Raw genomic sequence first — 23,020 nt, forward strand, 5'->3', positions numbered from 1 at the left:
GGGCTGCTCCACGTGAACCGCCATGAGTTCCTCCGGTCCCTGCACCGCGTCTACCGTCCTCGCACCTACCTGGAGATCGGTGTCAACGACGGGCGGAGCCTGGCCCTTTCCCGGGTCCCCTCCGTCGCCGTCGACCCGGCGTTCCGGGTGGTGACGGACATCAGCTGCGACGTCCACCTGGTCCGGGCCACCAGCGACGACTTCTTCGCGCGCAAGGACCCGCTGCTGCACCTGCGCAACGGCCGCAACCCGTTCCGGGCCCTCGCCCGCCGGGACCCGCTGAACCTGCTGGGCGCCGATCCGAAGCTGGAGCTCTCCTTCATCGACGGCATGCACCTGTTCGAGTACGCGCTGCGTGACTTCATGAACGTCGAGCGGCACTCCCGCTGGACGAGCGTCATCGTGCTGGACGACATGCTCCCGCGGGACGTCGACGAGGCGGCACGGGACCGGCACACGAAGTTCTGGACCGGAGACGTCTACAAGGTGGCCGAGGTCCTGCGCCGCCACCGCCCCGACCTGTTCGTCGTGGAGGTGGACACCGAGCCCACCGGTGTGGTGGTCGTGCTCGGCGCCGACCCCGGCAGCACCGTCCTGAGCGACGCGTACGAGAGCATCGTCGAGGAGTACGTCGTCCCCGACCCGCAGCAGGTGCCCGAGGAGGTCCTGGTGCGCAAGAACGCCGTCCGGCCCGAGGCGTTCCTGCAGGCCGGCTTCTGGCCGGCACTCGTCCGGGCACGCAATCTGCGCCGCCCCCGGTCCGCCTTCGCCCCGCTGCGCCGGACCATGGAGGCCGCGGCCCGCTGAGCGGCGAGGTGCCCCCGGTCCCTGCCTGCGGACCGGGGGCGCACCGTGGTCAGCCGCGGGCGCGCAGCTCCTCGGCGTAGGCCAGGCAGGCCTCGTACGTGGGCAGGAGACCCTGCTCCTCCGCCTCGGCCAGCGTGGGGGCGGCCGCGTCCTTGTCGGACAGCAGCGGGGTGATGCCGTCGGGCCACTCGATGCCCAGCGCCGGGTCGAGCGGGTTGATGCCGTGCTCCCGGCCGGGCGCGTACCCCTCCGAGCAGAGGTAGACGACCGTGGCGTCGTCCGTCAGGGCCATGAAGGCGTGCCCGAGGCCCTCCGAGAGGTACACGGAGCGGTGGTCGACGTCGTCGAGCCGCACGGCCTCCCACCGCCGGTACGTCGGGGAGCCGACACGGATGTCCACGATGACGTCGAGCACCGCGCCCCGTACGCACTTCACGTACTTCGCCTGGCTCGGCGGCACATCGGCGAAGTGGACGCCGCGCAGGGTGCCCAGGCTGGAGACGGAGCAGTTGGCCTGGGCGAGCCGCAGCGGGTGCCCGACCGCCTCGGTGAGGCCGGCCCCCTGGTACCACTCGTGGAAGCTTCCGCGACTGTCCGGGAAGACCTTCGGCTCGTGGACCAGGGCGCCCGGGATGGAGAGCTGCCGCATGTTGATCACGTCCTTGTACGTGCGTGTGCGTGTGCGTGGGTGTGCGTCGGCCGCCGCGCGGCCCGGAACGGGCGGCGGTCAGCCGATGATCCGGCCGGCGAGACGCCGTACGCGCTTGCGGGCCCCGCCGGGGAGCCGGCGGGCGAGCGGGCCGCCGACCTTGCTCAGCGTGCGGCGCACCGTCGCCTTACGGCGCTTCGAGACGACCCGGCCGACCAGGTCACGGTCGGCCTCGGGCAGGCCGGCGGGCAGCTTGATCCGTCCGCGGGCGTCGACGGACACCGCGAAGAGGGGGAGCGGCGCGCCCTTGGCGCCGTCCAGCTTCACGGACAGCTGCCACGTGCCGGCCGGGACCGCCGCCAGGGCGGGCAGCGGCAGGTGGGCGCGGCCCTCCGTGGGGACCAGCGAGGAGGGGAAGACGTGGGCGGAGTCGTCCTGCGACAGCAACAGCTGGACCGCGGCCGGGCCCGTCCCGGCCGTGGTGAGCAGGTCGAGCCGGAGCTCCGGCCTGCCGCCCGGGACCAGCAGGACCGGACGACCCTCAAGCCGGGGGGCCAGCTTCTTGCCGCGGCGGGCGACGTCGAGGGTGAGGTTGCCGTGCGGATCGGTGAAGTACGGAATGACAGGCCGGGCGGCGGGGCCCAGGAGGGCGGGCAGGCACGCCTCGTCCACCCGCGGCGCACGGTCGGCGCCGAGCCGTGCCTTGCGCACCAGGCCCAGGCCGCGCAGCGGGACCCACACGTCCCAGAAGCCGCGGGAGAGCCGGCCGCGGCCCTTGACGGCGTCCGGGGACAGGCGCCCCGTGCCGTGCAGCACCACCTCGAAGACGTCGTCTCCCAGGTCCACCGTCTCTGCCGTGAACTTCGCCGGGCAGGGCCACTCGACGGCCGTCTCGCGGTTGCGCAGGGCCATCTCGGCGGAGAACCCGCCGAGGTCGTCGGTGACGTCGAGGAGTTCCCCCTCGGGCAGCAGACCCGCGGTGAGGTCGGGGTGCAGGTGGAAGCGGTCGTCGCGGCGGAGCAGCCTCAGCGGCGTCCCCTCCTCGCCGTGGACGAGGCGGCCGGTCACGGTGATCTCGATACTTCCGTCCGGCTGCCAGGCGAAGTCCTCCAGGCGGGCGGACGCCTTGACGGCCGCGGAGAACCGGGCGATCCGCAGGAGCCCCTGCCGGTCGTCGTCGCGCAGCAGGGTGGAGCGCAGCCGCTGCACCGCACCGAGCCCGTCGTGGACACCGTCGTCCATGAAGTCCTTCGCCAGGCCCTCGACGGCGTCGCACATCTCGTCGAGGAACTCGGGCGTGTACGAGAGGACGGCCGGCTCGCTGAGGCGGCCCAGCATCTCCACGCGGTAGAAGCGGCGCAGCAGGAGGTCCCGGAACTCCCCGGGCTCGGTGTTCTCCACCACCACGTCGAGGACCTCGCGGAGGTTCCCGTAGTAGCCGGACGGGACGATCCGCGCGGAGCCCGCGTTCTTCCCGTCGTCCCGCTTGGAATAGAAGTAGCAGGTGTGGTCGCCCAGGATCGAGACGACCTCGGCGGGGAAGTACGCCTGCATCATGTAGAGCTGGTCCTCGAGGCGCCGCTTCCCCTCGGGGTAGGCGATCCCGTTCTCGCGCAGGAACTCCGTGCGGAACATCTTGTGCGGGGTCAGGCTGTCGTACAGCGGGGCGTCGCGCAGCGTGCACTTCTCGCGGTTCTTCTTGAAGACGGCGTGCGGGACTCCGCGGAAGTTGCTCGCCACCTTGCCGATGACGATGTCCGAGCCGTTGCGGTGCCCCATCGCGTACAGCCGTTCCAGCGCCTCGACGCCGAGGTAGTCGTCCTGGTCGACGAATTGCACGTACTCGCCGGCGGCCTCGGCCACGCCGATATTCCGGGGCTTACCGGGCCAGCCCGAATTCGGAATGGTGATCACCCGGAAGTGGGGGTGCTCGGCCGACAGCGTCTCAAGCCGTTCCCGTGTGTCGTCCGTCGAACCGTCGTTCACGAACAGGACTTCGAACTCGTCCGCGGGCAGGGTCTGGCGCAGCAGTGAGTCGATGCACGGATCGATGTACTTGCCGGGGTTGTAAACCGGAATGACAACACTTACTTTGACTGACACGACGCGCCCCACCTTTGAGAACCCTGGACTGCAAGAAGGCGTGTGGGCCGCTTGCCGATCGAGGGCAGGGGGCCACCGTCCGCATGCACTCTAACCGCTGCCGCGATCGAACAGTTCGGACGCCGCCGGAAAAGCGGGCATCTACCGGTTGATCCGGTGCCATTCAGGGGCCTCTCACGCCGGTTCTGCATGCCCATGAGCATGACGGTACGGAGGGGATGTACGTTGACGCTCGTATCCATGACCCTTCTGCGAGTGAGCCCAGGACGTTTTGCTCCCCCGGTTGTTTCAGGAGTCATCCATCTTTACGCGGATCATCAGTTCCGGTCGTCCGCGCTGGTCACGGGGGTCGGTGGCCGAGCGCTTCGCCGGCCGTGACAACAGCCTCGGCGCCCTGCGCCTCGCGCTGGCCTCCGGCGTCGTCGTCTCGCACGCGAGTGTCCTGGGCTTCGGGGACAGCGAGTTCGGTTTCCGCTTCAGCCACGGGCAGGCCAACCTCGGCAACATGGCCGTGTACGGCTTCTTCGTGCTCTCCGGCATCCTCGTCACGCGCAGCGGCAAGCGGCTCCCACTGGGGCGCTTCCTGTGGCACCGGGCCCTGCGCCTGCTGCCCGGCCTCTGGGTCTGCCTCGCGGTGACCGCTTTCCTGGTCGCCCCGCTCCTCTACTGGAGGCAGCAGGGCGGCCTGGACGGTTTCTGGGGCCACCCCCGCGGGCCGTGGGACTACATGGCGTCCAACTGGGCCGTCGCGCCCCGGCAGAACGACGTCTCCGGTGTCGTGGCCACCGCGGGCGACGCGGGTCTCGCGCACAGCCCCAGCATCGACGCCGCGCTGTGGTCGCTGCGCTACGAGGTGCTGTGCTACCTCGGCGTCGCCGTCCTCGCCGTGACCGGCGTGCTGGCACGGGCGCGCCGGGTCGCGCTGCTGCTCGTCGGCGTACTGGGCTGGCTGATTCTCCGCGACGCGGTGCACGAGCCCTTCTGGGCCGGATTCCCGGACTCCACCTACCACCGGTCCATCGAGTTCTTCGAGGTCACGGGCAAGTTCGACCCGGACATCGTCCTCTACCTCGGCTTCGCCTTCGGTCTCGGGACGCTCATCGAGCTGTACCGCGAGCGGATCCCGGTCAGCGACGTGCTCGGCGTGGCGTCCGCGCTGGTCCTGCTCGGCAGCCTCCGCTTCGGCTACCTCTTCGTCGTCGGACTGCCCGCCTTCGCCTATCTGCTGCTGTGGCTGGCCATCCGGCTGCCGGCACCGTTCCGGCGCGTCGGCGCACGGCACGACTACTCGTACGGCATCTACATCTACGGCTTCGTGGTGCAGCAGTCCCTGGTGGCGCTGGGGCTGGCCCGCTGGGGCTTCTGGCCGTACCTCGCGATGTCGCTTGCGGGAGCGCTGGGCGCCGCGGTGCTGTCCTGGCACCTGGTCGAGCGTCCGGCGATGCGGCTCAAGGACGTCGGCTCCGCCCGCGCCCGGCGGCCCGGAACCGCCGGCTCCGCGCCCACCCGGACGCCCGGGAACAGCGGCTCCGCCTCCACCCGGCCCCCGGCCGGAGTCGGAGCGGCGCCCTCCGGATCCTCCGCGGCTGCCGGTCACCCCGGCGCCGAGGCACCGTCGGCCGTGCCGGCCCAGGCGTCCGGCGACACCGGACGTGCCGGCGGCCCCCCTGCCTGACCGGGAGGGGCCCGCCGTCGGTCGCCCCGCGGCGGGGACCGCCCCGTGTCCCGTCGGCGGCAGGGACGGCGCACGCCCCGGCCGGTGCGCGGGCCCGAGCGTCGTCCGGTCTGCTGCTCCGGTCTACTGCTCCGGGCGCAGCAGCCTGCGGACCGGGCGGCCCACCACGCGCCGTGCGCGCCGGTAGGCGGCGGGCCACGCGGCCGATCCGGCGCCGGCCTGGAGGCTGATGTCGACCGGGCGGCCCGCCTTCTTCTCCAGCTGCCCCAGCAGCAGGGCGTTCTGCGCGGACAGCTCCTCCAGCCGGCTCTGCATGAAGCTGAAGCGGCTGCTCAGCGCGTCCGGTCCGGCGTCGGTCCACGGCCGGACGGCGGGCGGCAGGGCGAGCTTGGAGACCTGGGCGTCGAAGGCCTTCCCCCGGTCGCCGTGGTGGAAGGTGTTCTCCAGGCCGTTCTTCTCCATGAAGCCGGTGAAGCGCAGGAAGCGCTCCTTGTGGCCGTTCACGAGCTCGCTGAAGTCCGCCGCCTCGTACAGCTCGGCGGGGTCGATGTTCTTGGGCGTCTCGGAGATCTTGCGGTGCGGGATGCCGAAGTAGCGGCAGAGCTCCAGGGTCCGGGAGTCACTGCACAGCACGGTGCTCGGGACGCCGGCCAGCAGCGCCGCGATGTTGCCGTGGATGCGGGAGCCGAACGAGAAGTCGAACGCCCGCAGCTCCTCGATCCAGGTGGCCGGGTCGACGTAGAGCCGGACCTTGCCCTCGCGGTACATCGGGTGGGACGGATGGGTCGGCATCGAGGTCTGCGCGCCGATCGGGTTGGCGGTTTCCCGCCAGTGCAGCAGCTGGGCCTCAAGGAGGTTCTGCCCGACGAACCGCAGATGCGGGTAGCGCTCGTGGGCCTGCCGGATGATGGCGTCGAGCCCGTGCGAACGCACGGCGCTGTGCGAGCCGTTCACCGAGATGCGGGATTCCGCGGTGAGGGACTCGGACCTCTTCTCCACCGTGAACGTCTCGCCGTGCAGGAACATCGAGGGGCAGCCGATGACCTCGACGTCCTTGAAGCCCATCTTGTTGAGGTACTGCTCGGTGAACTCGCCCCGCACGCCGATGGACGCGCTGCGGTTGAGCACCTCCGTGACGAACTCCCGGACCGTCGGCTCCATCGGCTTCAGCCGGTCGGCGTTGTACTTGAGGTCCGCCTGAGCGCCGACACCCAGGACGACGACGGGGATGCGCAGCTTCTTGATCAGCTGCGTCATCCGCTTCAGGGGGCGCTCGAAGGTCGGCCGGAACGCGTTCGCGAGCGGCACGACGAAGGCGTCGAACTCCTCGTTTATCCGGGCCGCCGCCGAAGGATCCGTACGGATGCCGTTGGAGAAGACCTCGGCCCGTGAGGTCGTCAGCAGCTTGTGCGCCGCGTCACTGAAGATCAGATTGCCCGCGTTGGTCGCGAAGACATCTCTGTGGAGGGACTGTTCGAGCGAAGCCACATCGAAGGGACTCTTGCCTGAGCGGAGGAGGATGCGCCTCTGGCGGGCCGGTTCATCTGTCACACAAAGAGGGTAGCCCGATGAACGCGCGGTGGAGATTGCGTAAATGCTCGCATTCAGTCGCATGTCGGGCAGGCGAAATCCGGTGTTCTCACGTAAGGAGGGTCGGATGTGACAGCAGCTGAGACGGCACGGTGCCCGCGGTCACCGCTCGCGTAGATTGGGAGGACGGAGCGGAACGACGTGATGTGGGGACGGACGTACGTGTCAGGGGCAAGGGAATCTCAGGGCGCGGCAGCGGCGTCCGAAGCCGCGGTCCACACCTCCGCCGCCGCCGGAGCGGGACGCAGACCCGGGGTGACCGAGGCCCGGAGGATCGTCGTCAAGGTCGGCTCCTCCTCGCTCACCACCGCGGCGGGCGGCCTGGACGCCGACCGGGTCGACGCACTCGTCGACGCGCTCGCCAAGGTCAGGAGCGGCGGGGACCGCGAGGTGGTCCTCGTCTCCAGCGGCGCCATCGCGGCGGGCCTCGCACCCCTCGGCCTGGTCCGCAGGCCCAAGGACCTGGCCCGGCAGCAGGCGGCCGCCAGCGTCGGCCAGGGCCTGCTCGTCGCCCGCTACACCGCGTCCTTCGCCCGGTACGGCGTGCGGGTCGGACAGGTGCTGCTCACCTCCGACGACACCAGCCGGCGCGCCCACTACCGCAACGCGTACAGCACGCTCGACCAGCTCCTGGAGATGGGGGCGTTCCCCGTCGTCAACGAGAACGACACCGTGGCGACGGACGAGATCCGTTTCGGGGACAACGACCGGCTCGCCGCGCTCGTCGCCCACCTCGTCCACGCCGACCTCCTGGTGCTGCTCTCCGACGTCGACGGCCTCTACGACGGGGACCCGAGCACACCGGGCACCTCCCGCATCGCCGAGGTGAGCGGTCCCGCCGACCTCGAAGGCGTCACCATCGGCAGCGCCGGAAAGGCGGGCGTCGGCACCGGGGGCATGGTCACCAAGGTCGAGGCGGCCCGCATCGCCACCGCCGCGGGCATCCCCGTCGTCCTCACCTCGGCGAGCCGGGTCGCCGACGCCCTCGCGGGGCGGGACACCGGGACGTACTTCCACCGCACCGGGCGCCGCTCGGCCGACCGGCTGCTCTGGCTGGCCCACGCCTCCACCCCGCAGGGCGCCCTCACCCTCGACGAGGGCGCCGTACGCGCCGTCGTCGAGCGCCGCACCTCCCTGCTGCCCGCCGGGATCTCCGCCGTCGAGGGCGAGTTCTCCGCCGGGGACCCGGTCGAGCTGCGGGACCCCGCCGGCCGGGCCGTCGCCCGCGGCCTCGTCAACTTCGACGCCAAGGAGATCCCCCAGCTGCTCGGCCGGTCCACCCGCGACCTCGCGCGCGAACTGGGCCCCGCCTACGAACGGGAAGTCGTACACAGGGACGATCTCGTCGTCCTCACGCCACGTTCGGGCCCCCGAAACGGCTGAAAGTCCGGCCTTCGGGCGGGACCTTCAGGAAAACCGCCCCACGCCCGGCCCCGGGCTGGTCAACTTTGTCACAGGGACACAAAAGGGGTCGGGACAGCCACACATCCACAGGAGGCCACCGGTGAGACGAGCGCGCCCGGGGGCACTGCCCCGCGGCACGGGCAGCCGTGCCCTGACCAGCGTCGGGGCGGGATCCGACGCCGTCGGCACGCCCGCGGACCAGACCCCGGACCCGAGACGCGTGGTGACGGACGAGGAGCTGACCCGCTCCAAGTTGTGGCACATCACCCTCAGCGTCTCCGGCGGCGAGACACCCCTGAAGGAGGTCAGGCGCGGGCTGGAACAGCTGGCGCACGACCACCCCTTCCTGCTCACCAGCAGGTACGCCAACGACCACGCGGAGATCCGCTACTGGGAGGAGGCCCGGGACCTGCACGACGCCGCTGCGGTCGCCCTGCGGCTGTGGGGTGAGCACCGCTCCAGCGCGCAGCTCCCGCCCTGGGAGATCGTCGGCCTGGAGGTCATCGACCGGGAGACCTACCACCTGCGCGTCGCCGAGGGCTACGGCCCCCCGCCGGCCGCCCCCGTGGGAGTCCACCCGTACTGAGCTGACCATCCTGTCCATGCGGCCGGGGGCCGGGGGAGTGCTGCCGGCCGGGGCGGGCTGTGCCCGGGGCCGGGCCGGGTCCGCGGCGGAGCTTCGGGCCGGGTCGGGGTCGGAGGAGAGCTGACGGCCGGGGCGGCTGTGCCCGGGATCGGGCCGGTTCCACGGCGGAGCTTCGGGTCGGGTCCGGGGCGGGGGAGAGATGCCGGCCGAGGACCGGGGAGCCCGGCTGTGGGGCGCGGGCGGGGAGCTCCGGTCCGCTTACGGGCGCGCGCTCGCGGCTCGTGCGGGGCCCGCGCCTGGCGTCTGTCTCGGTGGTGCGCGCCTCGATGAGCGTGCACCGGGTTGGGCCTGTGTGGGCGTGCGGCTTCTCCGTATCGGTGGGCGGGAGGCGCGATGGGTGCGCGGGTCGGTGGATGCGCGTCCCGGTCGGCGCGTGCCGAGGGTGCGTGCTTCGGTGGGTGTGCGCCTCCGTCGTTTCGCCGGGCGGATGCCGGACGGCCGGGCGGATGCCGTGCGGATACCGGGCGGGGGGACGGTGCCACGGTCGCGGGGCCGGGCGTTCCGGACGGGGTGCGAGGGGAGCGGGGCCGGGCGGCGCGCCAGCCCGGGACGGTGACGGCCGGGCGGTCCCGACCCGGTCAAAGGGCGGCGAAGCCCCCGTCCCGCGTCACGGGTGTCTCGTATCACGGGATACGTGAGGGATGCCCGCAGTGGGCGCACTACCCTGCGGGCATGACCACGCTTTCGCCGTACGACAACATGTCCCCGGTCGCCCAGGCCGCCTACCGGGCACGCGCCGCCGCCGACGACATCGCGCCGCTCCCGCGTGCGGCGAAGGACGACGCCCTGCTGGCGATCGCGGACGCGCTCGAAGTGCGCACCGGCGAGATCGTCGAGGCGAACGCCGAGGACGTCGCGAAGGCCCGGGAGGCCGGGACCAGCGAGTCGATCGTCGACCGTCTCACCCTGACGCCGGAGCGGATCCGTGCGATCGCCGCGGACGCGCGCCACGTGGCCGCGCTGCCCGACCCGGTCGGTGAAGTGGTCCGGGGCTCGACCCTCCCCAACGGCATCGACCTGCGCCAGGTGCGGGTGCCGCTCGGCGTCGTCGGCATCATCTACGAGGCCCGGCCCAACGTGACCGTCGACGCGGCCGCGCTCTGCCTGAAGTCCGGCAACGCGGTGCTGCTGCGCGGATCGTCGTCGGCGTACGCCTCCAACACCGCACTCGTCCGGGTGGTCCGCGACGCGGTGGGCGGTTCGGGCCTCCCCGCGGACGCGGTGCAGCTCGTCCCGGGCGAGAGCCGCGACTCGGTGCGCGAACTGATGCGGGCCCGCGGCCTCGTCGACGTACTCATCCCGCGCGGCGGCGCCTCCCTGATCCGGACCGTGGTGGAGGAGTCGACGGTCCCGGTCATCGAGACCGGCACCGGCAACTGCCACGTGTACGTCGACGCGCAAACCGACCTGACCATGGCCGTCGAGATCCTGCTCAACTCCAAGGCGCAGCGCCCGAGCGTGTGCAACGCCGCCGAGACCCTCCTGGTGCACAAGGACATCGCGGCGGAGTTCCTTCCCCTGGCCCTGGACGCGCTGGCCGAGGCCGGCGTCACCGTGCACGGAGACGAGCGGGTGCTGGCGTACGCCGAGGGGTCCAAGGCCACCGTCGTGGCGGCGACCCCGGAGGACTGGGAGACCGAGTACCTCTCGTACGACATCGCCGCGGCGGTCGTGGAATCCCTGGAGTCCGCGGTGGCGCACATCCGGCTCTGGTCCTCCGGCCACACCGAGGCGATCGTGACCACCTCGCAGGCGGCGGCTCGCCGGTTCACCCAGTTGGTGGATTCCACGACGGTCGCCGTGAACGCGTCCACCCGCTTCACGGACGGCAGCCAGTTCGGGTTCGGCGCCGAGATCGGCATCTCCACGCAGAAGCTGCACGCCCGCGGGCCGATGGGGCTGCCCGAGCTGACGTCCACGAAGTACATCGTCACCGGTGACGGCCACATCCGCTGACCGGACGACTGCGGCAGGGCGGGGGAATCGGCGGGTCGGGCGACTTTGCGGGCTCCCTGCCCAAAACACCCCACCGGGGCTACGCTGAAACCGTGCCGGAAGACGTGGGGGGCAGGCCGTTCCCGGACGGCTGGGAGCCCGACGACGACCGCGGGGGCGCGGACGAGGACTTCGCCGCCGTGGTCTTCGACGAGGACTTCGTCCGGTCCGCCCCGATCCACGAACCCACCGCGGTCGAGCGTCTGCTGGCCGCCGCACAGGCCCGCGCCGAGGCGGAGGCCTCCCGGTCGCGTCGGAGAGGCAGGGCCCGGGACGACGATCCCTACGAGGACGGGTACGGCCCCGACGGCGTGTACGGCCGCGGCAGGGCCCATGGCGGCTCCTACGACCCGGATGACCCGGACGCCGCCCGTGAGGACGAGGACGGCCCCTACGGACGCCACGGCGGTTCGCTGCGCCCTTACCGGGGCTCGGCCCGCTGGCACCGACCGGTCGCCTGGCTGCTCGCCCTGCTCATGGGCGTCGGGATGGTGGCGCTCGCCTTCAGCGCCGTGTACCGGGGCGCGGCGGCCGACCGACAGGACCAGGTGCCGCCGCCGGCCACCAGCGGAGTCGGCGATCCGAGCGGGGATCCGTCCGTCTCGGCCGACCACTCCCAGCCCGCGGTGTCCGCTGTCCCCCGGACCCCGTGAGCGCTCCCTGACCGCTTTCCCGGGCGCCCTCCGTGCCGCACGCCTCCCTTCGGCCGGGCTTCCTGTTGCGGGTCTTCCTGCTGCCTGTATCCATGCCGCCCTCTCCATGCCGCGCGCCCCCCTTCCCTCCGTCGGTCTTCCTGCCGCCCTCCGTGCCGCCGGCCTTCGCTGCCTGACTCCTGGCGGTGCTCCCCGTGCCGCGCGACTTTCCTTCCGCCGGTCTGCCCGGCGCCCTCCGTGCCGCGCGCTCTCCCTTCCGTCGGTCTCCCCGGCGTCCTGCGTGCCGCCGGCCCGTGCTGCCTGTCTCCCTGCTGCTCCCCGTGCCGCGGGCCCCGCGCTGCCCGTCCTCCCGGCCGCCCTCCCGGCCGCGCTCCACCTGCGCTCCGACCTGCGGGGCGTTTACCTTGATGAGGATCGACCCAATCTGAAGGTAAGACCGTGTGACCCCTCCTCCCTGTCCCCGTCCCCGGGGAGCGAGTCAGCACCTGCCTCACTGCCGAAACTGTCGAACCCGTGACGGACAGGTCCGCCCGGTGCCATGGGGCCGAGGTGGATCCCAGCGCCGGCCCAGCCGGTGGCGCGGAGATCGGGAGTAGTCATGACAGGCCGCGGAGAACCGCCGGAAGGGCCGCCCGACAACCCGGGGGGCGAGGACGAGTACCGCTCACTCGTCTTCGACGAGTCGTTCATCCGCGCTGCCCGGCTCCAGGAGTTCTCCGCGAAGGAGCGCATGGGTCACCACGCGCGCGCCGTACGCTCCCTCCCCGGCCGGGTGCCCCGCAGGCACCGGTCGCGGGCCGGTATCACTCTCGTCGTGCTGATCGCGCTGGCCTTCGCGACCGCCGTGTACCTGGGGTTCCGCAATCCCTACCCGACGTCCGTCGGCAGACAGGCGGAGCCGCTCCAGGCCACCGTGGTCCCGCTGGCTCCCCAGGGGCGCGTGCCCGGAGGAACCGCGGAGTCGCTCGTAGCCGACGGCCCGGCCGCCGGCTACGCCACCGGGGCCTCGGGCATCAACCTGCCGACGGTCCGGCGCACCCAGAACTTCTCGGACAGCCAGGTGACCATGGCCCTCACGACGGCCAAGGACTACCTGGTGAATTCCTCCCTCGACCCCGATGTCCTCACCGGCGGGGTGGTCCGGCCGGTCGGACGGCTCCTCGACCCCGACCAGACGGCGCAGTTCGACAGGAGTGTGGACTCACCGGCCGCCGACGGTGAGCACAGCGCCACCGGCTGGCTGGTGCGCTTCGACCCGGCCGAGGTGGAACTGGCCGCCCCCGACATCAGGGTCCACGGCAGCCTCACCTACCGGGAGGCAGGGGCGGACGTCCTGGAAGTGGTGTCCGACCACACCTTCACCTACACCCTGCGGCGCCCCGTGTCCGGCCCCCACCGGGCCGACGGAGACTCCCTCTTCACCGTGCGCCGCGTGCTGCATTTCCTGCTCGACCGGGAAGACATCCGGCTGCACCGGCTGGAGGTCCGCAACGCCTATGTCCAGGCCGGCCCGCAGTCCTGCTCGGCCCCGACCGCGGAAGCCCTGCACCCACTGCTCGCGGGCGAGCGGGCGGACCCCCGCGGCCCCACGGGCACCGACCCCTATGCCACCGGTGCGCCGACCACGGCGCTGTGCGGCACCCTGGCCGTCACGCCCCCGGCGCGGTCCCCTCCTCCGGGCCCGGACGCCGCCACGTCCCCTCTGAGCCGTCCGTAGCACCCGGGTCCCCCTTGCCGTCCTTGCCGGCGCCGCCGGGGTTCCCGCCGCCCGCGCCGGTGAACCTGTCCCGGAGCTTGCCTCCCAGATCGCCCGCGCCGCCCGCGATGTCACCGACGAGCTTCATCAGCGGGTCCTTGCTGGTGCGCACCGTGTCCGCGTAGTGCGCCGCGGACTCGCGGAACGAGTCCGTCACCGAGGTGTTCTTGTCCTCGTCGCGCTTGGGGTAGTGGCCGTCCATGATGCGCTGGAAGTCCCTGCTCTCCGACCACTTCTTCAGCTCGGAGGCCCGGACCGTGGTGAACGGATGCGTCCGGGGCAGCACATTGAGGATCTTGAGCACGGAGTCGCGGAGGTCGCCGCTCTTCTCGTACTCGTCGGCCTGCGCCAGGAAGGCGTCCACGTTCATCTCGTGCAGATGATTGCCGCCGGCGATCTTCATCAGCCCGCGCATCGAGGCTTGCAGATCCTGCCCCACCAGGAGACCGGCCCGGTCCGCGGACAGCTCCGACTTACGGAACCACTCGCGCAGCGCGGTGACGATCGCCATGATCGCGACGTTGCCGAGCGGGATCCACGCCACCTTGAGAGCGAGGTTGGTGAGGAACAGCAATATCGTGCGGTACACCGAATGACCGGAGAGGGCGTGACCCACCTCGTGGCCCACGACGGCCCGCATCTCCTCCTCGTCGAGCAGCTCCACCAGCCCGGTGGTCACGACGATGATCGGCTCGTCGAGGCCGATGCACATGGCGTTCGGCTGCGGGTTCTGCGTCACGTACATCGGAGGGACCTTCTGGAGGTCCAGGATGTAACAAGCGTCCCGCAGCATGTCGTTCAGGTGAGCGAACTGGGCATCGCTCACCCGCACGGAGTCCGACAGGAACAGCAGCCGCAGACTCCGCTCGGGCAGCAGGCCGCTGAGCGCCTTGAAGACCGTGTCGAAACCGCTCAGCTTGCGCAGGGCCACCAGGGCGGAGCGGTCCGCCGGATGCTCGTAGGCCCGCGAGGAGATGTCCGGGAATCGCCTGCGGTGCCTGCTCGGCACGCTCTCGTGACTGGTGTCGGTCATGGATGCCCCCTGTTCGTACGAGACGTTGCTCGTCCCCCTGACAGAAGCCAGCGTAGGCGCTGGCGCTACGGTGTGCGGGGGGCTGTGGATAACTTTGAGGAGCGCCCGGAATGCCGCACACCGCCGTCATGCTCGCCGCCGTGTCCGAGGACCAGGGACCGGGCGACACGCTTCGCATCGTGCTGCTCGTCTCGCTCGTCGGAGCCGCCCTGCTCGCCTGGTTCCTGCTGCGCGGATACCGCAACGACGACGACAACGACTGAGTCGGCGTGAGCGTGCCCGTGGCGCCCGCATACGATGTGCGCGACGTCTCCCTCCTGATTCCCGATGGATAGGTCCTGCAGAAGATGAGCCTCTCGAGCACCGCGCACCAGCTGGTCACCCTCGCCTCCGAAGGCGAGCAGGGTGGTAACCACGAAAGCCTCAGCCCGTACCTCACCGGTGGCGGTGCGCTCCTCGCGCTGCTGGTCCTGCTGTGGATCACGACGCGTTTCAACCGGGACCGCTGAGTCCGAGGCGAACAGGCGAACAGCTGTACCAGTAGGGTCTGCACGCATGGGAGAGCAGGAAGTGCCTACCGGCAGCGGCAAGCGCCGCCTCGGCGTGATGGGCGGGACGTTCGACCCGATCCACCACGGACACCTGGTGGCGGCCAGCGAAGTGGCCGCCCACTTCCACCTGGACGAGGTCGTCTTCGTCCCGACCGGGCAGCCCTGGCAGAAGAGCCACAAGCAGGTGTCACCGGCCGAGGACCGTTACCTGATGACGGTCATCGCGACGGCGTCCAACCCGCAGTTCTCGGTCAGCCGCAGCGACATCGACCGCGGCGGGCCGACGTACACCATCGACACGCTGCGGGACCTGCGCACGGCCCACGGCGACGCGGACCTCTTCTTCATCACCGGGGCCGACGCCCTGTCCCAGATCCTGACGTGGCGCGACGCCGAGGAACTCTTCTCGCTCGCCCACTTCATCGGTGTGACCCGGCCGGGTCACCTGCTCACGGACGACGGCCTGCCCAAGGGCGGGGTCTCGCTGGTGGAGGTGCCCGCACTGGCGATCTCGTCCACGGACTGCCGCGCCCGGGTCGCCCAGGGGGAGCCGGTCTGGTACCTGGTCCCGGACGGCGTCGTCCGCTACATCGACAAGCGCCAGCTGTACCGCGGCGAATGAGCCACGGAGAGGGGCACCTGTGAACGACCGACAGAACCCGTACGACCCGTACCAGCAGCCCCAGATCATCGGCTACGACGAGTACGGGCAGCCGGTCTACCAGCAGCAGGGACAGCAGCAGGGGCAGCAGCACTACGACCCGTACGCGCAGCAGCAGCAGCAACAGCAGCCGCAGCAGGATCAGCAGAGCGGGCACCCGCAGCAGGGCTACGGCTACGGCTACGACGCGTACGGACAGCCGGTCTACCAGCAGCAGGGACAGCAGCACTACGACCCGTACGCCCAGCAGCAGGCCCAGCCCCAGCAGCAGGTCCACCCCTCGCAGCCCCCGCAGGCCCAGCCCCCGCAGCAGGGATACGGGTACGGCGACGGCTACGGGGCGTACGGCTACGACACGGGCCGGCAGCCCGCCGTGGACGACTCCACCCAGCAGTGGGCTGCCACCCCGGCTCCCGCGGCCGCGCCGCCACCACCGCCGTCTTCGCCTGCGCCGGAGCCGGAGCGGCAGCGCGAACCCGAACCGGCAGCCGAGGCCGCCGTCCCCGGGCAGCGCCGTGCCGAGGGCGAGCCGGGCACCGAGCAGTTCGCCTTCATCGAGGAGCCGGACGAAGAGTCCGAAGACGTCATCGACTGGCTCAAGTTCACCGAGAGCCGCAGCGAGCGGCGCGAGGAAGCGCGACGGCGCGGGCACAACCGGATGATCGCGCTGATAGTCGTCGCCGCCCTGGTGGTCGTCGGCGGAGCGGGCTACCTCTGGTTCGCCGGGAAGATCCCCGGAGTCTCGGGCGGCGGCGAACAGAACACCACGGCGACGGGCCCGCAGAAGCGCGACGTGATCGTCGTCCATCTGCACAACACCAAGAAGGGCGGCACCTCCACGGCGCTGCTCGTGGACAACGTCACCACCGGACAGGGCACCACCGTCCTGCTCCCCAACTCGCTGGCCGTGGCCGGGGAGGACGGGGCCACCACCACGCTCGGCACCTCGGTCGACGACGACGGGTCCACCGGCACCCGTGAGGCGATCGACACCCTGCTCGGCACCAGCATCAGCGGCACCTGGCGTCTCGACACCCCGTACCTGGAGAACCTCGTCGAACTCGTGGGCAACATCGAGGTCGACACCGACACGGCCGTGCCCGACGCCAAGAAGGGCGCCGCGCCGCTGGTGGAGCAGGGGGAGGGGCAGACGCTGAGCGGTCCGATGGCCGTCGCGTACGCCACCTACCGGGGGGCGGACGAGCCGGAGGCCAAGCAGCTCATGCGCTTCGGCCAGGTCATGCGCAGTGTGCTGCGCAAGCTGTCCGAGGACCCGAAGGCCGCGACCGTCACCATCGAGACGCTCGCCCAGATCCTCGACCCGTCCCTGCCGGAGCAGGACCTGGGCGCCTCGCTGGCGAAGCTCGCCGGGCACGCCAAGGTCGGCGACTACAAGACGGAGCTGCTCCCGGTCCAGAGTGACGGAACCCTCACGGAGTCGGCCGTCGCGAGCGTCGTCAAGGACGTCCTGGGCGGCAAGGTGAAGGCCCCCGAGCAGGGTGCGGCGGTCCGCGTCGGCATCAAGAACGCCACCGGGAACACCAAGGGCACCGAGCGTGCCAGGGTCCAGCTCGTCAACGGCGGCTACGCCTTCGTCGACAGCGGCACGGCGGGCGCCGCGACCTCCTCCGAGGTGGTCTACGGGGCCGCCGAGGACAAGGCGAAGGCGGTCGAGGTCGCCAAGACCCTCGGGCTGCCGGAGAGCTCGGTCGGGAAGGGCGAGCCCGCGGCGAACGCGGACGTGTCCGTCGTCCTCGGGCAGGACTACGAGATCCCCGGGCAGACGTCGTAAGGGCTGTCGGCGGTCCGTGAGACCCTAGGGGTTGATCTGACCGCCGACGAAAGCCTGCATGTGACCGCCACGGACCGCTCCATCGAGCTCATCAACGCCGCCGCCCAGGCGGCCGCCGACCGGCTCGCGCACGACATCATCGCCTACGACGTCAGCGATGTGCTGTCGATCACCGACGCCTTCCTGCTGGCCTCGGCTCCCAACGACCGCCAGGTCAAGTCGATCGTCGACGAGATCGAGGAGCGGCTGCAGAAGGAGCTCGGCGCCAAGCCGGTGCGCCGCGAGGGCGACCGCGACGCCCGCTGGATCCTGCTCGACTACGTCGACATCGTGATCCACGTCCAGCACAGCGAGGAGCGCGTGTTCTACGCGCTGGAGCGCCTGTGGAAGGACTGCCCCGAGATCGCCCTCCCCGAGGACGCGGTCAAGACCCGGGGCAAGGCCGAGGAGCACGCCCAGCTCAACGGCGGCACGGAAGGTGACCAGAGCTGAACACCGGCGGGAGCGGCAGGGGCCGCAAGATCGTCCTCTGGCGGCACGGCCAGACGGCGTGGAATCTGGAGCGACGCTTCCAGGGCTCCACGGACATCGAGCTGACCGAGGCCGGTTCCGGACAGGCCCGCCGTGCGGCCCGGCTGCTCGCGTCGCTGAAACCGGACGCGATCGTGGCCTCCGACCTGCGGCGGGCCGCGGCCACCGCCGCCGAGCTCGCCGCAGTCACCGGCCTCTCCGTCGCCCACGACTCCGCGCTGCGCGAGACGTACGCGGGTGCCTGGCAGGGCCTCACCCACGAGGAGATCGTCGGGCAGTACGCCGAGCAGTACGCCGCGTGGAAGCGCGGTGAGCCGGTCCGCAGGGGTGGCGGCGAGCTGGAGACCGAGGTCGCCGACCGGGCCGCTCCCGTGGTGCTGGAGCACGCCGGCAAGCTGCCCGACGCGGGCACGCTCGTCGTCGTGAGCCACGGCGGCACCATCCGGACCACCATCGGCCGTCTGCTCGGACTCGAGTCCCACCACTGGGAAGGGCTCGGCGGCCTGTCCAACTGCTGCTGGTCGGTGCTGGGCGAGGGTGCGCGTGGCTGGCGCCTGCTCGAACACAACGCCGGCACACTCCCCGAACCGGTGCTCGGGGACGACGATTAGCGGGCGCCCGGAGGCTCTCTCCGGGCGGCGGCGGCCGGATTTCACTTTCCGGCTCGTCGCAGGCTAAAGTTCTTCTTGTTCGCAGCGCGGAAACGCAGGGAAACACCGCGGACAGCGGGGCTATAGCTCAGTTGGTAGAGCGCCTGCATGGCATGCAGGAGGTCAGGAGTTCAATTCTCCTTAGCTCCACAGTGAAGATCCCGTCCCCGGCAGGGGGCGGGATTTTTTTTGATCATCCGGAACCGCGCCCGTGACGCGCGCCGGACGCGCCTCAACTGCCCCGGCCCGCGCGGGACAAGGGCCGAAGGGGGTCTTCCGGTGCCGTCTTCGCAGGTACGTGGCCCGGCCCGGTGCGCCTCCTTCCGGACAAAGGCGGTCGTCGGGGCGTTCGTCGGGCTGACCCTGTTGCGGCGCCATGGCAGAATCGGAGCGCCGGAGGGGGCGACGGACCGATCGGGAGGGAGCGCGATGCCTGCGAGCCGCGTACGGGCCCCGGGTCCGTCCCTTGCACCCACCGCGACCCACCGCACCACCACCTTCCGTTCCGTCGCGCCCGGCCTCTCCGGTGTCTCGCCCGGCGATGTCCTCGCGCGCACGGCCTGCGGCCACCCCCGGAGCTGACCGGATGGGTGCACACAGGCGGAAATGCGACTGGTGCGGCAGTGGTACGCCCATCGTCAGGGACATGGACCCCGTCAACACGGAGTTCCAGTACTGGTGTGAGGAGTGCGCACAGGCGCTGATCATAAAAGGCGATCCCATCGAGACGTACCGGGAGCTCGAGGGGGAGCCCATCTACGGTCGGCTCCTGGAGGAGCACTGCACCCTCAAGCGGTTCTACTCCTTCGCCACCGCCTGACGGCGCCCGCCCGGATCCGCCCGCCCGCGGCCGGAGCGACCGCCGGGCGGAGCGACCGCCGGGCGGAGCTTCACCCTCCGCTCCTGCCGGGGCGGACCGGAGCTTCGGTCGCCGCCCGCACCGGGGCGGAGTGGAAACGATTTTTGATGGGCCGCTGGGACCGTGTAATGTTCTCGATGTCGCCAGGGAAACCGGGCGGAAAACAGCACGGGGCTATAGCTCAGTTGGTAGAGCGCCTGCATGGCATGCAGGAGGTCAGGAGTTCAATTCTCCTTAGCTCCACAGTGAAGAAGCGGGTCATCCGGATCGGATGGCCCGCTTCTTGTCGTGTGCGTCACCTCCGGGCCGGCGGGCCGCGCCCACTGCCCGTTCGCCCGGTCAGGGGCGGTGTACGCGCAGTGACCTCCGCGGTGGCGCGGTCGTTCCCGAGGTCCCGCCGCCGCTGTGCCCGTCACGGCCGGAGTGACGCGGTCCGCACGGTGTCCGGGGAGAGCGTGCGCCGGGCCGGGCACCGGGCCCGTGCGGTACCCTGACGCCATGCGTGCCGTACGCCTTCTGCTGAGCGAGCCGCGCTGATCACTCCCGACCGGTGAGGATGCCTGGTCGGACCCGGCGCGGCGTCCCCTCCTGTGCGAGGGGATTTTTCGTTTCCGTAGACGTGTGTCCGTAGACGTGGGCGCCGGCAGATGACGATCGATGGAGCTTTGAGGATCATGAGCGAGACGAATTCCGCGACCGAGGTGGCCGCGCCGCACCGCTACACGGCGGCGATGGCTGCCGACATCGAGGCACGCTGGCAGGACTTCTGGGACGCCCGGGGCACGTACGAGGCACCCAACCCGGCTGGCGACCTGGCGGACGACTCGGGGCTGGCCGCCAAGCCGAAGCGCTTCATCATGGACATGTTCCCCTACCCCTCGGGGGCCGGTCTGCACGTCGGCCACCCCCTGGGCTACATCGCCACCGACGTCTACGCCCGCCACCAGCGGATGACCGGGCACAACGTCCTGCACACCCTGGGCTTCGACGCGTTCGGCCTGCCGGCCGAGCAGTACGCCGTCCAGACGGGCACCCACCCGCGCGCCTCCACCGAGGCCAACATGGAGAACATGAAGGTCCAGCTGCGACGGCTGGGCCTGGGCCACGACAAGCGCCGCTCCTTCGCGACGATCGACGCGGAGTACTACAAGTGGACCCAGTGGATCTTCCTGCAGATCTTCAACTCGTGGTACGACACCGAGGCCGACCGGGCCCGTCCGATCGCCGACCTGGTCGCCCAGTTCGAGAGCGGTGAGCGCCCGGTCCCCGGCGACCGTGAGTGGAGCACGCTGAGCGCGGCCGACCGCGCCGACCTCCTGGGGCAGTACCGCCTGGCGTACGCCTCGGACGCGCCCGTCAACTGGGCGCCCGGCCTGGGCACCGTGCTGGCCAACGAGGAAGTGACGGCCGACGGCCGCTCCGAGCGCGGCAACTTCCCGGTCTTCAAGGCCAAGCTGCGCCAGTGGAACATGCGCATCACGGCCTACGCGGACCGGTTGCTCGACGATCTGGACGGCCTGGACTGGCCCGAGGCGATCAAGCTGCAGCAGCGCAACTGGATCGGTCGTTCCGAGGGTGCGCGCGTCGACTTCCCCGTCGACGGCGCGGGGGACATCACCGTCTTCACGACCCGTCAGGACACCCTGTTCGGTGCGACCTACATGGTGCTGGCGCCCGAGCACGAACTGGTCGAGCGGATCATCCCGGCCGCCTGGCCCGAGGGCACCCACCCGGTCTGGACCGGCGGCCACCCGAATCCGGCCGAGGCCGTCACCGCGTACCGCAAGCAGGCCGCGGCCAAGTCCGACGTGGAGCGGCAGGCCGAGGCCAAGGACAAGACCGGCGTCTTCACGGGTGCCTACGCGACCAACCCCGTCAGCGGCGAGCAGGTCCCCGTCTTCATCGCCGACTACGTCCTGATGGGCTACGGCACCGGCGCGATCATGGCGGTCCCGGCGCACGACGGGCGCGACTTCGCCTTCGCGCGCGCCTTCGAGCTGCCGATGCGCTGCGTCGTCGAGCCCTCGGACGACCGTGGCCTGGACACGGCGACGTGGGAGGACGCGTTCGCCTCGTACGAGGCGAAGCTCGTCAACTCGTCCAACGACGAGATCTCGCTGGACGGTCTGGGCGTCGTCGAAGCCAAGGCGAAGATCACCCAGTGGCTGCAGGACCGGGGCGTCGGTGAGGGCACCGTCAACTTCCGGCTGCGCGACTGGCTGTTCAGCCGCCAGCGCTACTGGGGCGAGCCCTTCCCCATCGTGTACGACGAGGAGGGCATCGCCCACCCGCTGCCCGAGTCGATGCTGCCGCTGGAACTGCCCGAGGTCGAGGACTACGCGCCGCGGACCTTCGACCCGGAGGACGCCGACACCCAGCCCGAGACCCCGCTGTCCCGGAACGCCGACTGGGTCCACGTCACCCTGGACCTGGGAGACGGTGCCGGCCCGCGGAAGTACCGCCGCGAGACCAACACCATGCCGAACTGGGCGGGCTCCTGCTGGTACGAACTGCGCTACCTGGACCCGCACAACGACCAGCGGCTGGTCGACCCGGCGATCGAGCAGTACTGGATGGGTCCGCGCGAGGGACAGCCCACCGGTGGCGTCGACCTGTACGTCGGCGGCGCGGAACACGCGGTCCTCCACCTGCTGTACGCGCGCTTCTGGTCCAAGGTGCTGCACGACCTGGGGCACATCTCGTCGGCCGAGCCGTTCCACAAGCTGTACAACCAGGGCATGATCCAGGCCTTCGTCTACCGGGACAGCCGCGGCATCGCGGTGCCGGCGGCCGAGGTCGAGGAGCGCGACGGGGCGTACTACCACGCGGGCGAGAAGGTCAGCCGCGTCCTGGGCAAGATGGGCAAGTCCCTGAAGAACGCCGTGACGCCCGACGAGATCTGCGGCGAGTACGGGGCCGACACCCTGCGGCTGTACGAGATGGCCATGGGGCCGCTGGACGTCTCGCGTCCGTGGGACACCCGCGCCGTGGTCGGGCAGTACCGGCTGCTCCAGCGTCTGTGGCGCAACGTCGTCGACGAGGAGACCGGTGAGGTCACCGTCGTGGACACGGAGCCCGGCGAGGACACGCTGCGGGCGCTGCACAAGGCCATCGACGGGGTGGGCCAGGACATGGCGGGGATGCGCTTCAACACCGCCATCGCCAAGGTCACCGAGCTGAACAACCACCTGACGAAGGCGGGAGGCCCCCTCTCGCGCTCGGTCGCCGAGCGGCTGGTGCTGCTGATCGCCCCGCTGGCTCCGCACGTGGCGGAGGAGCTGTGGCGCCGGCTGGGCCACACGGAGTCCGTGGTGCACCAGGACTTCCCCGTCGCCGACCCCGCCTACGTCGTGGACGAGACCGTCACCTGCGTGGTGCAGATCAAGGGCAAGGTCAAGGCCCGGCTGGAGATCTCCCCGTCCATCACGGACGAGGAGCTGGAGTCACTGGCCCTGGCCGACGCCAACGTCGTCGCCGCGCTGGGCGGGGCCGGAATCCGCAAGGTGATCGTGCGGGCACCGAAGCTGGTCAACATCGTTCCCGCCTGACGGCACCCGGGCCGCTCGCGGCGCCGTTCCCTGACGGCGCGGAACGCTCCGGTGCGAACGCGCTGGTGCTGCTGCAGGTGAGCCGTGCGGGGGTGCTGGTGCCGGTGGGGCCTGCGG

19 protein-coding genes and 2 tRNA genes are annotated in these 23,020 nt (G+C 71.1%); 17 read left to right on the top strand and 4 right to left on the bottom strand.

The window, feature by feature from the left end; genetic code table 11:
- Window positions 1-12 precede the first annotated feature (12 nt).
- Window positions 13-807 carry a class I SAM-dependent methyltransferase gene (locus ABZ172_RS21380; RefSeq protein ID WP_356885330.1) on the top strand — a complete coding sequence of 265 codons (795 nt, stop codon included), beginning with the start codon at window positions 13-15 and terminating at the stop codon, window positions 805-807.
- 49 nt (window positions 808-856) lie between these two features.
- Here ABZ172_RS21380 and rfbC read toward each other — a convergent pair whose 3' ends face one another.
- Both rfbC and ABZ172_RS21390 read right to left on the bottom strand, forming a co-directional pair.
- The gene (gene rfbC / locus ABZ172_RS21385; RefSeq protein ID WP_356885331.1) at window positions 857-1,456 is read right to left on the bottom strand and encodes a dTDP-4-dehydrorhamnose 3,5-epimerase; all 600 of its coding nucleotides are present in this window, start codon (window positions 1,454-1,456) and stop codon (window positions 857-859) included.
- Window positions 1,457-1,534: 78 nt separating this feature from the next.
- Window positions 1,535-3,559, bottom strand: a complete 2,025-nt coding sequence (locus ABZ172_RS21390; RefSeq protein ID WP_356885332.1) for a glycosyltransferase family A protein — start codon at window positions 3,557-3,559, stop codon at window positions 1,535-1,537.
- Between the two features lie 352 nt (window positions 3,560-3,911).
- On the opposite strand from ABZ172_RS21390, the gene ABZ172_RS21395 reads away from it, so the two are divergent.
- Window positions 3,912-5,234: an acyltransferase gene (locus tag ABZ172_RS21395; protein WP_356885333.1), complete on the top strand. Its 1,323-nt coding sequence runs from the start codon at window positions 3,912-3,914 to the stop codon at window positions 5,232-5,234.
- Between the two features lie 123 nt (window positions 5,235-5,357).
- Here the strand turns inward: ABZ172_RS21395 and ABZ172_RS21400 are convergent, their stop codons facing one another.
- The gene (locus tag ABZ172_RS21400) at window positions 5,358-6,785 is read right to left on the bottom strand and encodes a polysaccharide pyruvyl transferase family protein (protein WP_356885334.1); all 1,428 of its coding nucleotides are present in this window, start codon (window positions 6,783-6,785) and stop codon (window positions 5,358-5,360) included.
- 294 nt (window positions 6,786-7,079) lie between these two features.
- On the opposite strand from ABZ172_RS21400, the gene proB reads away from it, so the two are divergent.
- The 5 genes from proB to ABZ172_RS21425 all read left to right on the top strand — a co-directional run bounded on the left by proB (window position 7,080) and on the right by ABZ172_RS21425 (window position 13,239).
- Window positions 7,080-8,207: a glutamate 5-kinase gene (gene proB / locus ABZ172_RS21405; RefSeq protein ID WP_356885335.1), complete on the top strand. Its 1,128-nt coding sequence runs from the start codon at window positions 7,080-7,082 to the stop codon at window positions 8,205-8,207.
- A gap of 121 nt (window positions 8,208-8,328) precedes the next feature.
- A complete protein-coding gene (locus ABZ172_RS21410; protein ID WP_356885336.1) occupies window positions 8,329-8,814 on the top strand; it encodes a hypothetical protein in 486 nt (161 codons plus the stop codon).
- A gap of 732 nt (window positions 8,815-9,546) precedes the next feature.
- Window positions 9,547-10,830: a glutamate-5-semialdehyde dehydrogenase gene (locus ABZ172_RS21415; protein ID WP_356885337.1), complete on the top strand. Its 1,284-nt coding sequence runs from the start codon at window positions 9,547-9,549 to the stop codon at window positions 10,828-10,830.
- A 92-nt stretch (window positions 10,831-10,922) separates the two neighbouring features.
- Window positions 10,923-11,522, top strand: a complete 600-nt coding sequence (locus tag ABZ172_RS21420; protein WP_356885338.1) for a hypothetical protein — start codon at window positions 10,923-10,925, stop codon at window positions 11,520-11,522.
- Between the two features lie 598 nt (window positions 11,523-12,120).
- Window positions 12,121-13,239 (top strand): hypothetical protein, encoded by a 1,119-nt coding sequence (locus ABZ172_RS21425; RefSeq protein WP_356885339.1) that lies wholly within the window; start codon window positions 12,121-12,123, stop codon window positions 13,237-13,239.
- On the opposite strand, the gene ABZ172_RS21430 is transcribed toward ABZ172_RS21425, so the two are convergent.
- Window positions 13,172-14,311: a M48 family metallopeptidase gene (locus ABZ172_RS21430; protein WP_356885340.1), complete on the bottom strand. Its 1,140-nt coding sequence runs from the start codon at window positions 14,309-14,311 to the stop codon at window positions 13,172-13,174. The two genes, ABZ172_RS21425 and ABZ172_RS21430, sit on opposite strands and share 68 nt — an antisense overlap.
- Window positions 14,312-14,421: 110 nt before the next feature.
- On the opposite strand from ABZ172_RS21430, the gene ABZ172_RS21435 reads away from it, so the two are divergent.
- The 10 genes from ABZ172_RS21435 (at window position 14,422) to leuS (ending at window position 22,903) form a co-directional block, all read left to right on the top strand.
- Window positions 14,422-14,574, top strand: a complete 153-nt coding sequence (locus tag ABZ172_RS21435; RefSeq protein ID WP_356885341.1) for a hypothetical protein — start codon at window positions 14,422-14,424, stop codon at window positions 14,572-14,574.
- 84 nt (window positions 14,575-14,658) lie between these two features.
- The gene (locus ABZ172_RS21440) at window positions 14,659-14,820 is read left to right on the top strand and encodes a hypothetical protein (RefSeq protein ID WP_356885342.1); all 162 of its coding nucleotides are present in this window, start codon (window positions 14,659-14,661) and stop codon (window positions 14,818-14,820) included.
- Window positions 14,821-14,866: 46 nt separating this feature from the next.
- Complete coding sequence (gene nadD / locus ABZ172_RS21445; RefSeq protein ID WP_356885343.1) at window positions 14,867-15,484, top strand: nicotinate-nucleotide adenylyltransferase; 618 nt, start codon at window positions 14,867-14,869, stop codon at window positions 15,482-15,484.
- 19 nt (window positions 15,485-15,503) lie between these two features.
- Complete coding sequence (locus ABZ172_RS21450) at window positions 15,504-17,315, top strand: LCP family protein (protein WP_356885344.1); 1,812 nt, start codon at window positions 15,504-15,506, stop codon at window positions 17,313-17,315.
- Window positions 17,316-17,375: 60 nt separating this feature from the next.
- Window positions 17,376-17,807: a ribosome silencing factor gene (gene rsfS / locus ABZ172_RS21455; RefSeq protein ID WP_006124372.1), complete on the top strand. Its 432-nt coding sequence runs from the start codon at window positions 17,376-17,378 to the stop codon at window positions 17,805-17,807.
- Entirely contained in the window at window positions 17,804-18,457 is a 654-nt protein-coding gene (locus ABZ172_RS21460) for a histidine phosphatase family protein (protein WP_356885374.1), read from the top strand. The genes rsfS and ABZ172_RS21460 overlap by 4 nt, the downstream gene beginning before the upstream one ends.
- A gap of 116 nt (window positions 18,458-18,573) precedes the next feature.
- Window positions 18,574-18,646: transfer RNA gene (locus tag ABZ172_RS21465), tRNA-Ala, on the top strand.
- Between the two features lie 436 nt (window positions 18,647-19,082).
- On the top strand, window positions 19,083-19,316 hold the full coding sequence (locus ABZ172_RS21470) for a hypothetical protein (protein ID WP_031091875.1): 234 nt from the start codon (window positions 19,083-19,085) through the stop codon (window positions 19,314-19,316).
- Between the two features lie 209 nt (window positions 19,317-19,525).
- Window positions 19,526-19,598 (top strand) — tRNA-Ala (locus ABZ172_RS21475).
- 431 nt (window positions 19,599-20,029) lie between these two features.
- A complete protein-coding gene (gene leuS / locus ABZ172_RS21480; RefSeq protein ID WP_356885345.1) occupies window positions 20,030-22,903 on the top strand; it encodes a leucine--tRNA ligase in 2,874 nt (957 codons plus the stop codon).
- Window positions 22,904-23,020: the final 117 nt, after the last annotated feature.

This window comes from Streptomyces sp. NPDC006296 (genome assembly GCF_040613235.1).
GTDB lineage: Bacteria > Actinomycetota > Actinomycetes > Streptomycetales > Streptomycetaceae > Streptomyces.

What these genes read in the sequence shown, in the direction of transcription:
- rfbC (WP_356885331.1), bottom strand. Translation starts at nt 1,456, where the DNA reads ATGCGGCAGCTCTCCATCCCGGGCGCCCTGGTCCACGAGCCGAAGGTC.
- ABZ172_RS21415 (WP_356885337.1), top strand. Translation starts at nt 9,547, where the DNA reads ATGACCACGCTTTCGCCGTACGACAACATGTCCCCGGTCGCCCAGGCC.
- ABZ172_RS21425 (WP_356885339.1), top strand. Translation starts at nt 12,121, where the DNA reads ATGACAGGCCGCGGAGAACCGCCGGAAGGGCCGCCCGACAACCCGGGG.
- ABZ172_RS21430 (WP_356885340.1), bottom strand. Translation starts at nt 14,311, where the DNA reads ATGACCGACACCAGTCACGAGAGCGTGCCGAGCAGGCACCGCAGGCGA.
- ABZ172_RS21435 (WP_356885341.1), top strand. Translation starts at nt 14,422, where the DNA reads ATGCCGCACACCGCCGTCATGCTCGCCGCCGTGTCCGAGGACCAGGGA.
- ABZ172_RS21440 (WP_356885342.1), top strand. Translation starts at nt 14,659, where the DNA reads ATGAGCCTCTCGAGCACCGCGCACCAGCTGGTCACCCTCGCCTCCGAA.
- nadD (WP_356885343.1), top strand. Translation starts at nt 14,867, where the DNA reads ATGGGAGAGCAGGAAGTGCCTACCGGCAGCGGCAAGCGCCGCCTCGGC.
- ABZ172_RS21470 (WP_031091875.1), top strand. Translation starts at nt 19,083, where the DNA reads ATGGGTGCACACAGGCGGAAATGCGACTGGTGCGGCAGTGGTACGCCC.
- leuS (WP_356885345.1), top strand. Translation starts at nt 20,030, where the DNA reads ATGAGCGAGACGAATTCCGCGACCGAGGTGGCCGCGCCGCACCGCTAC.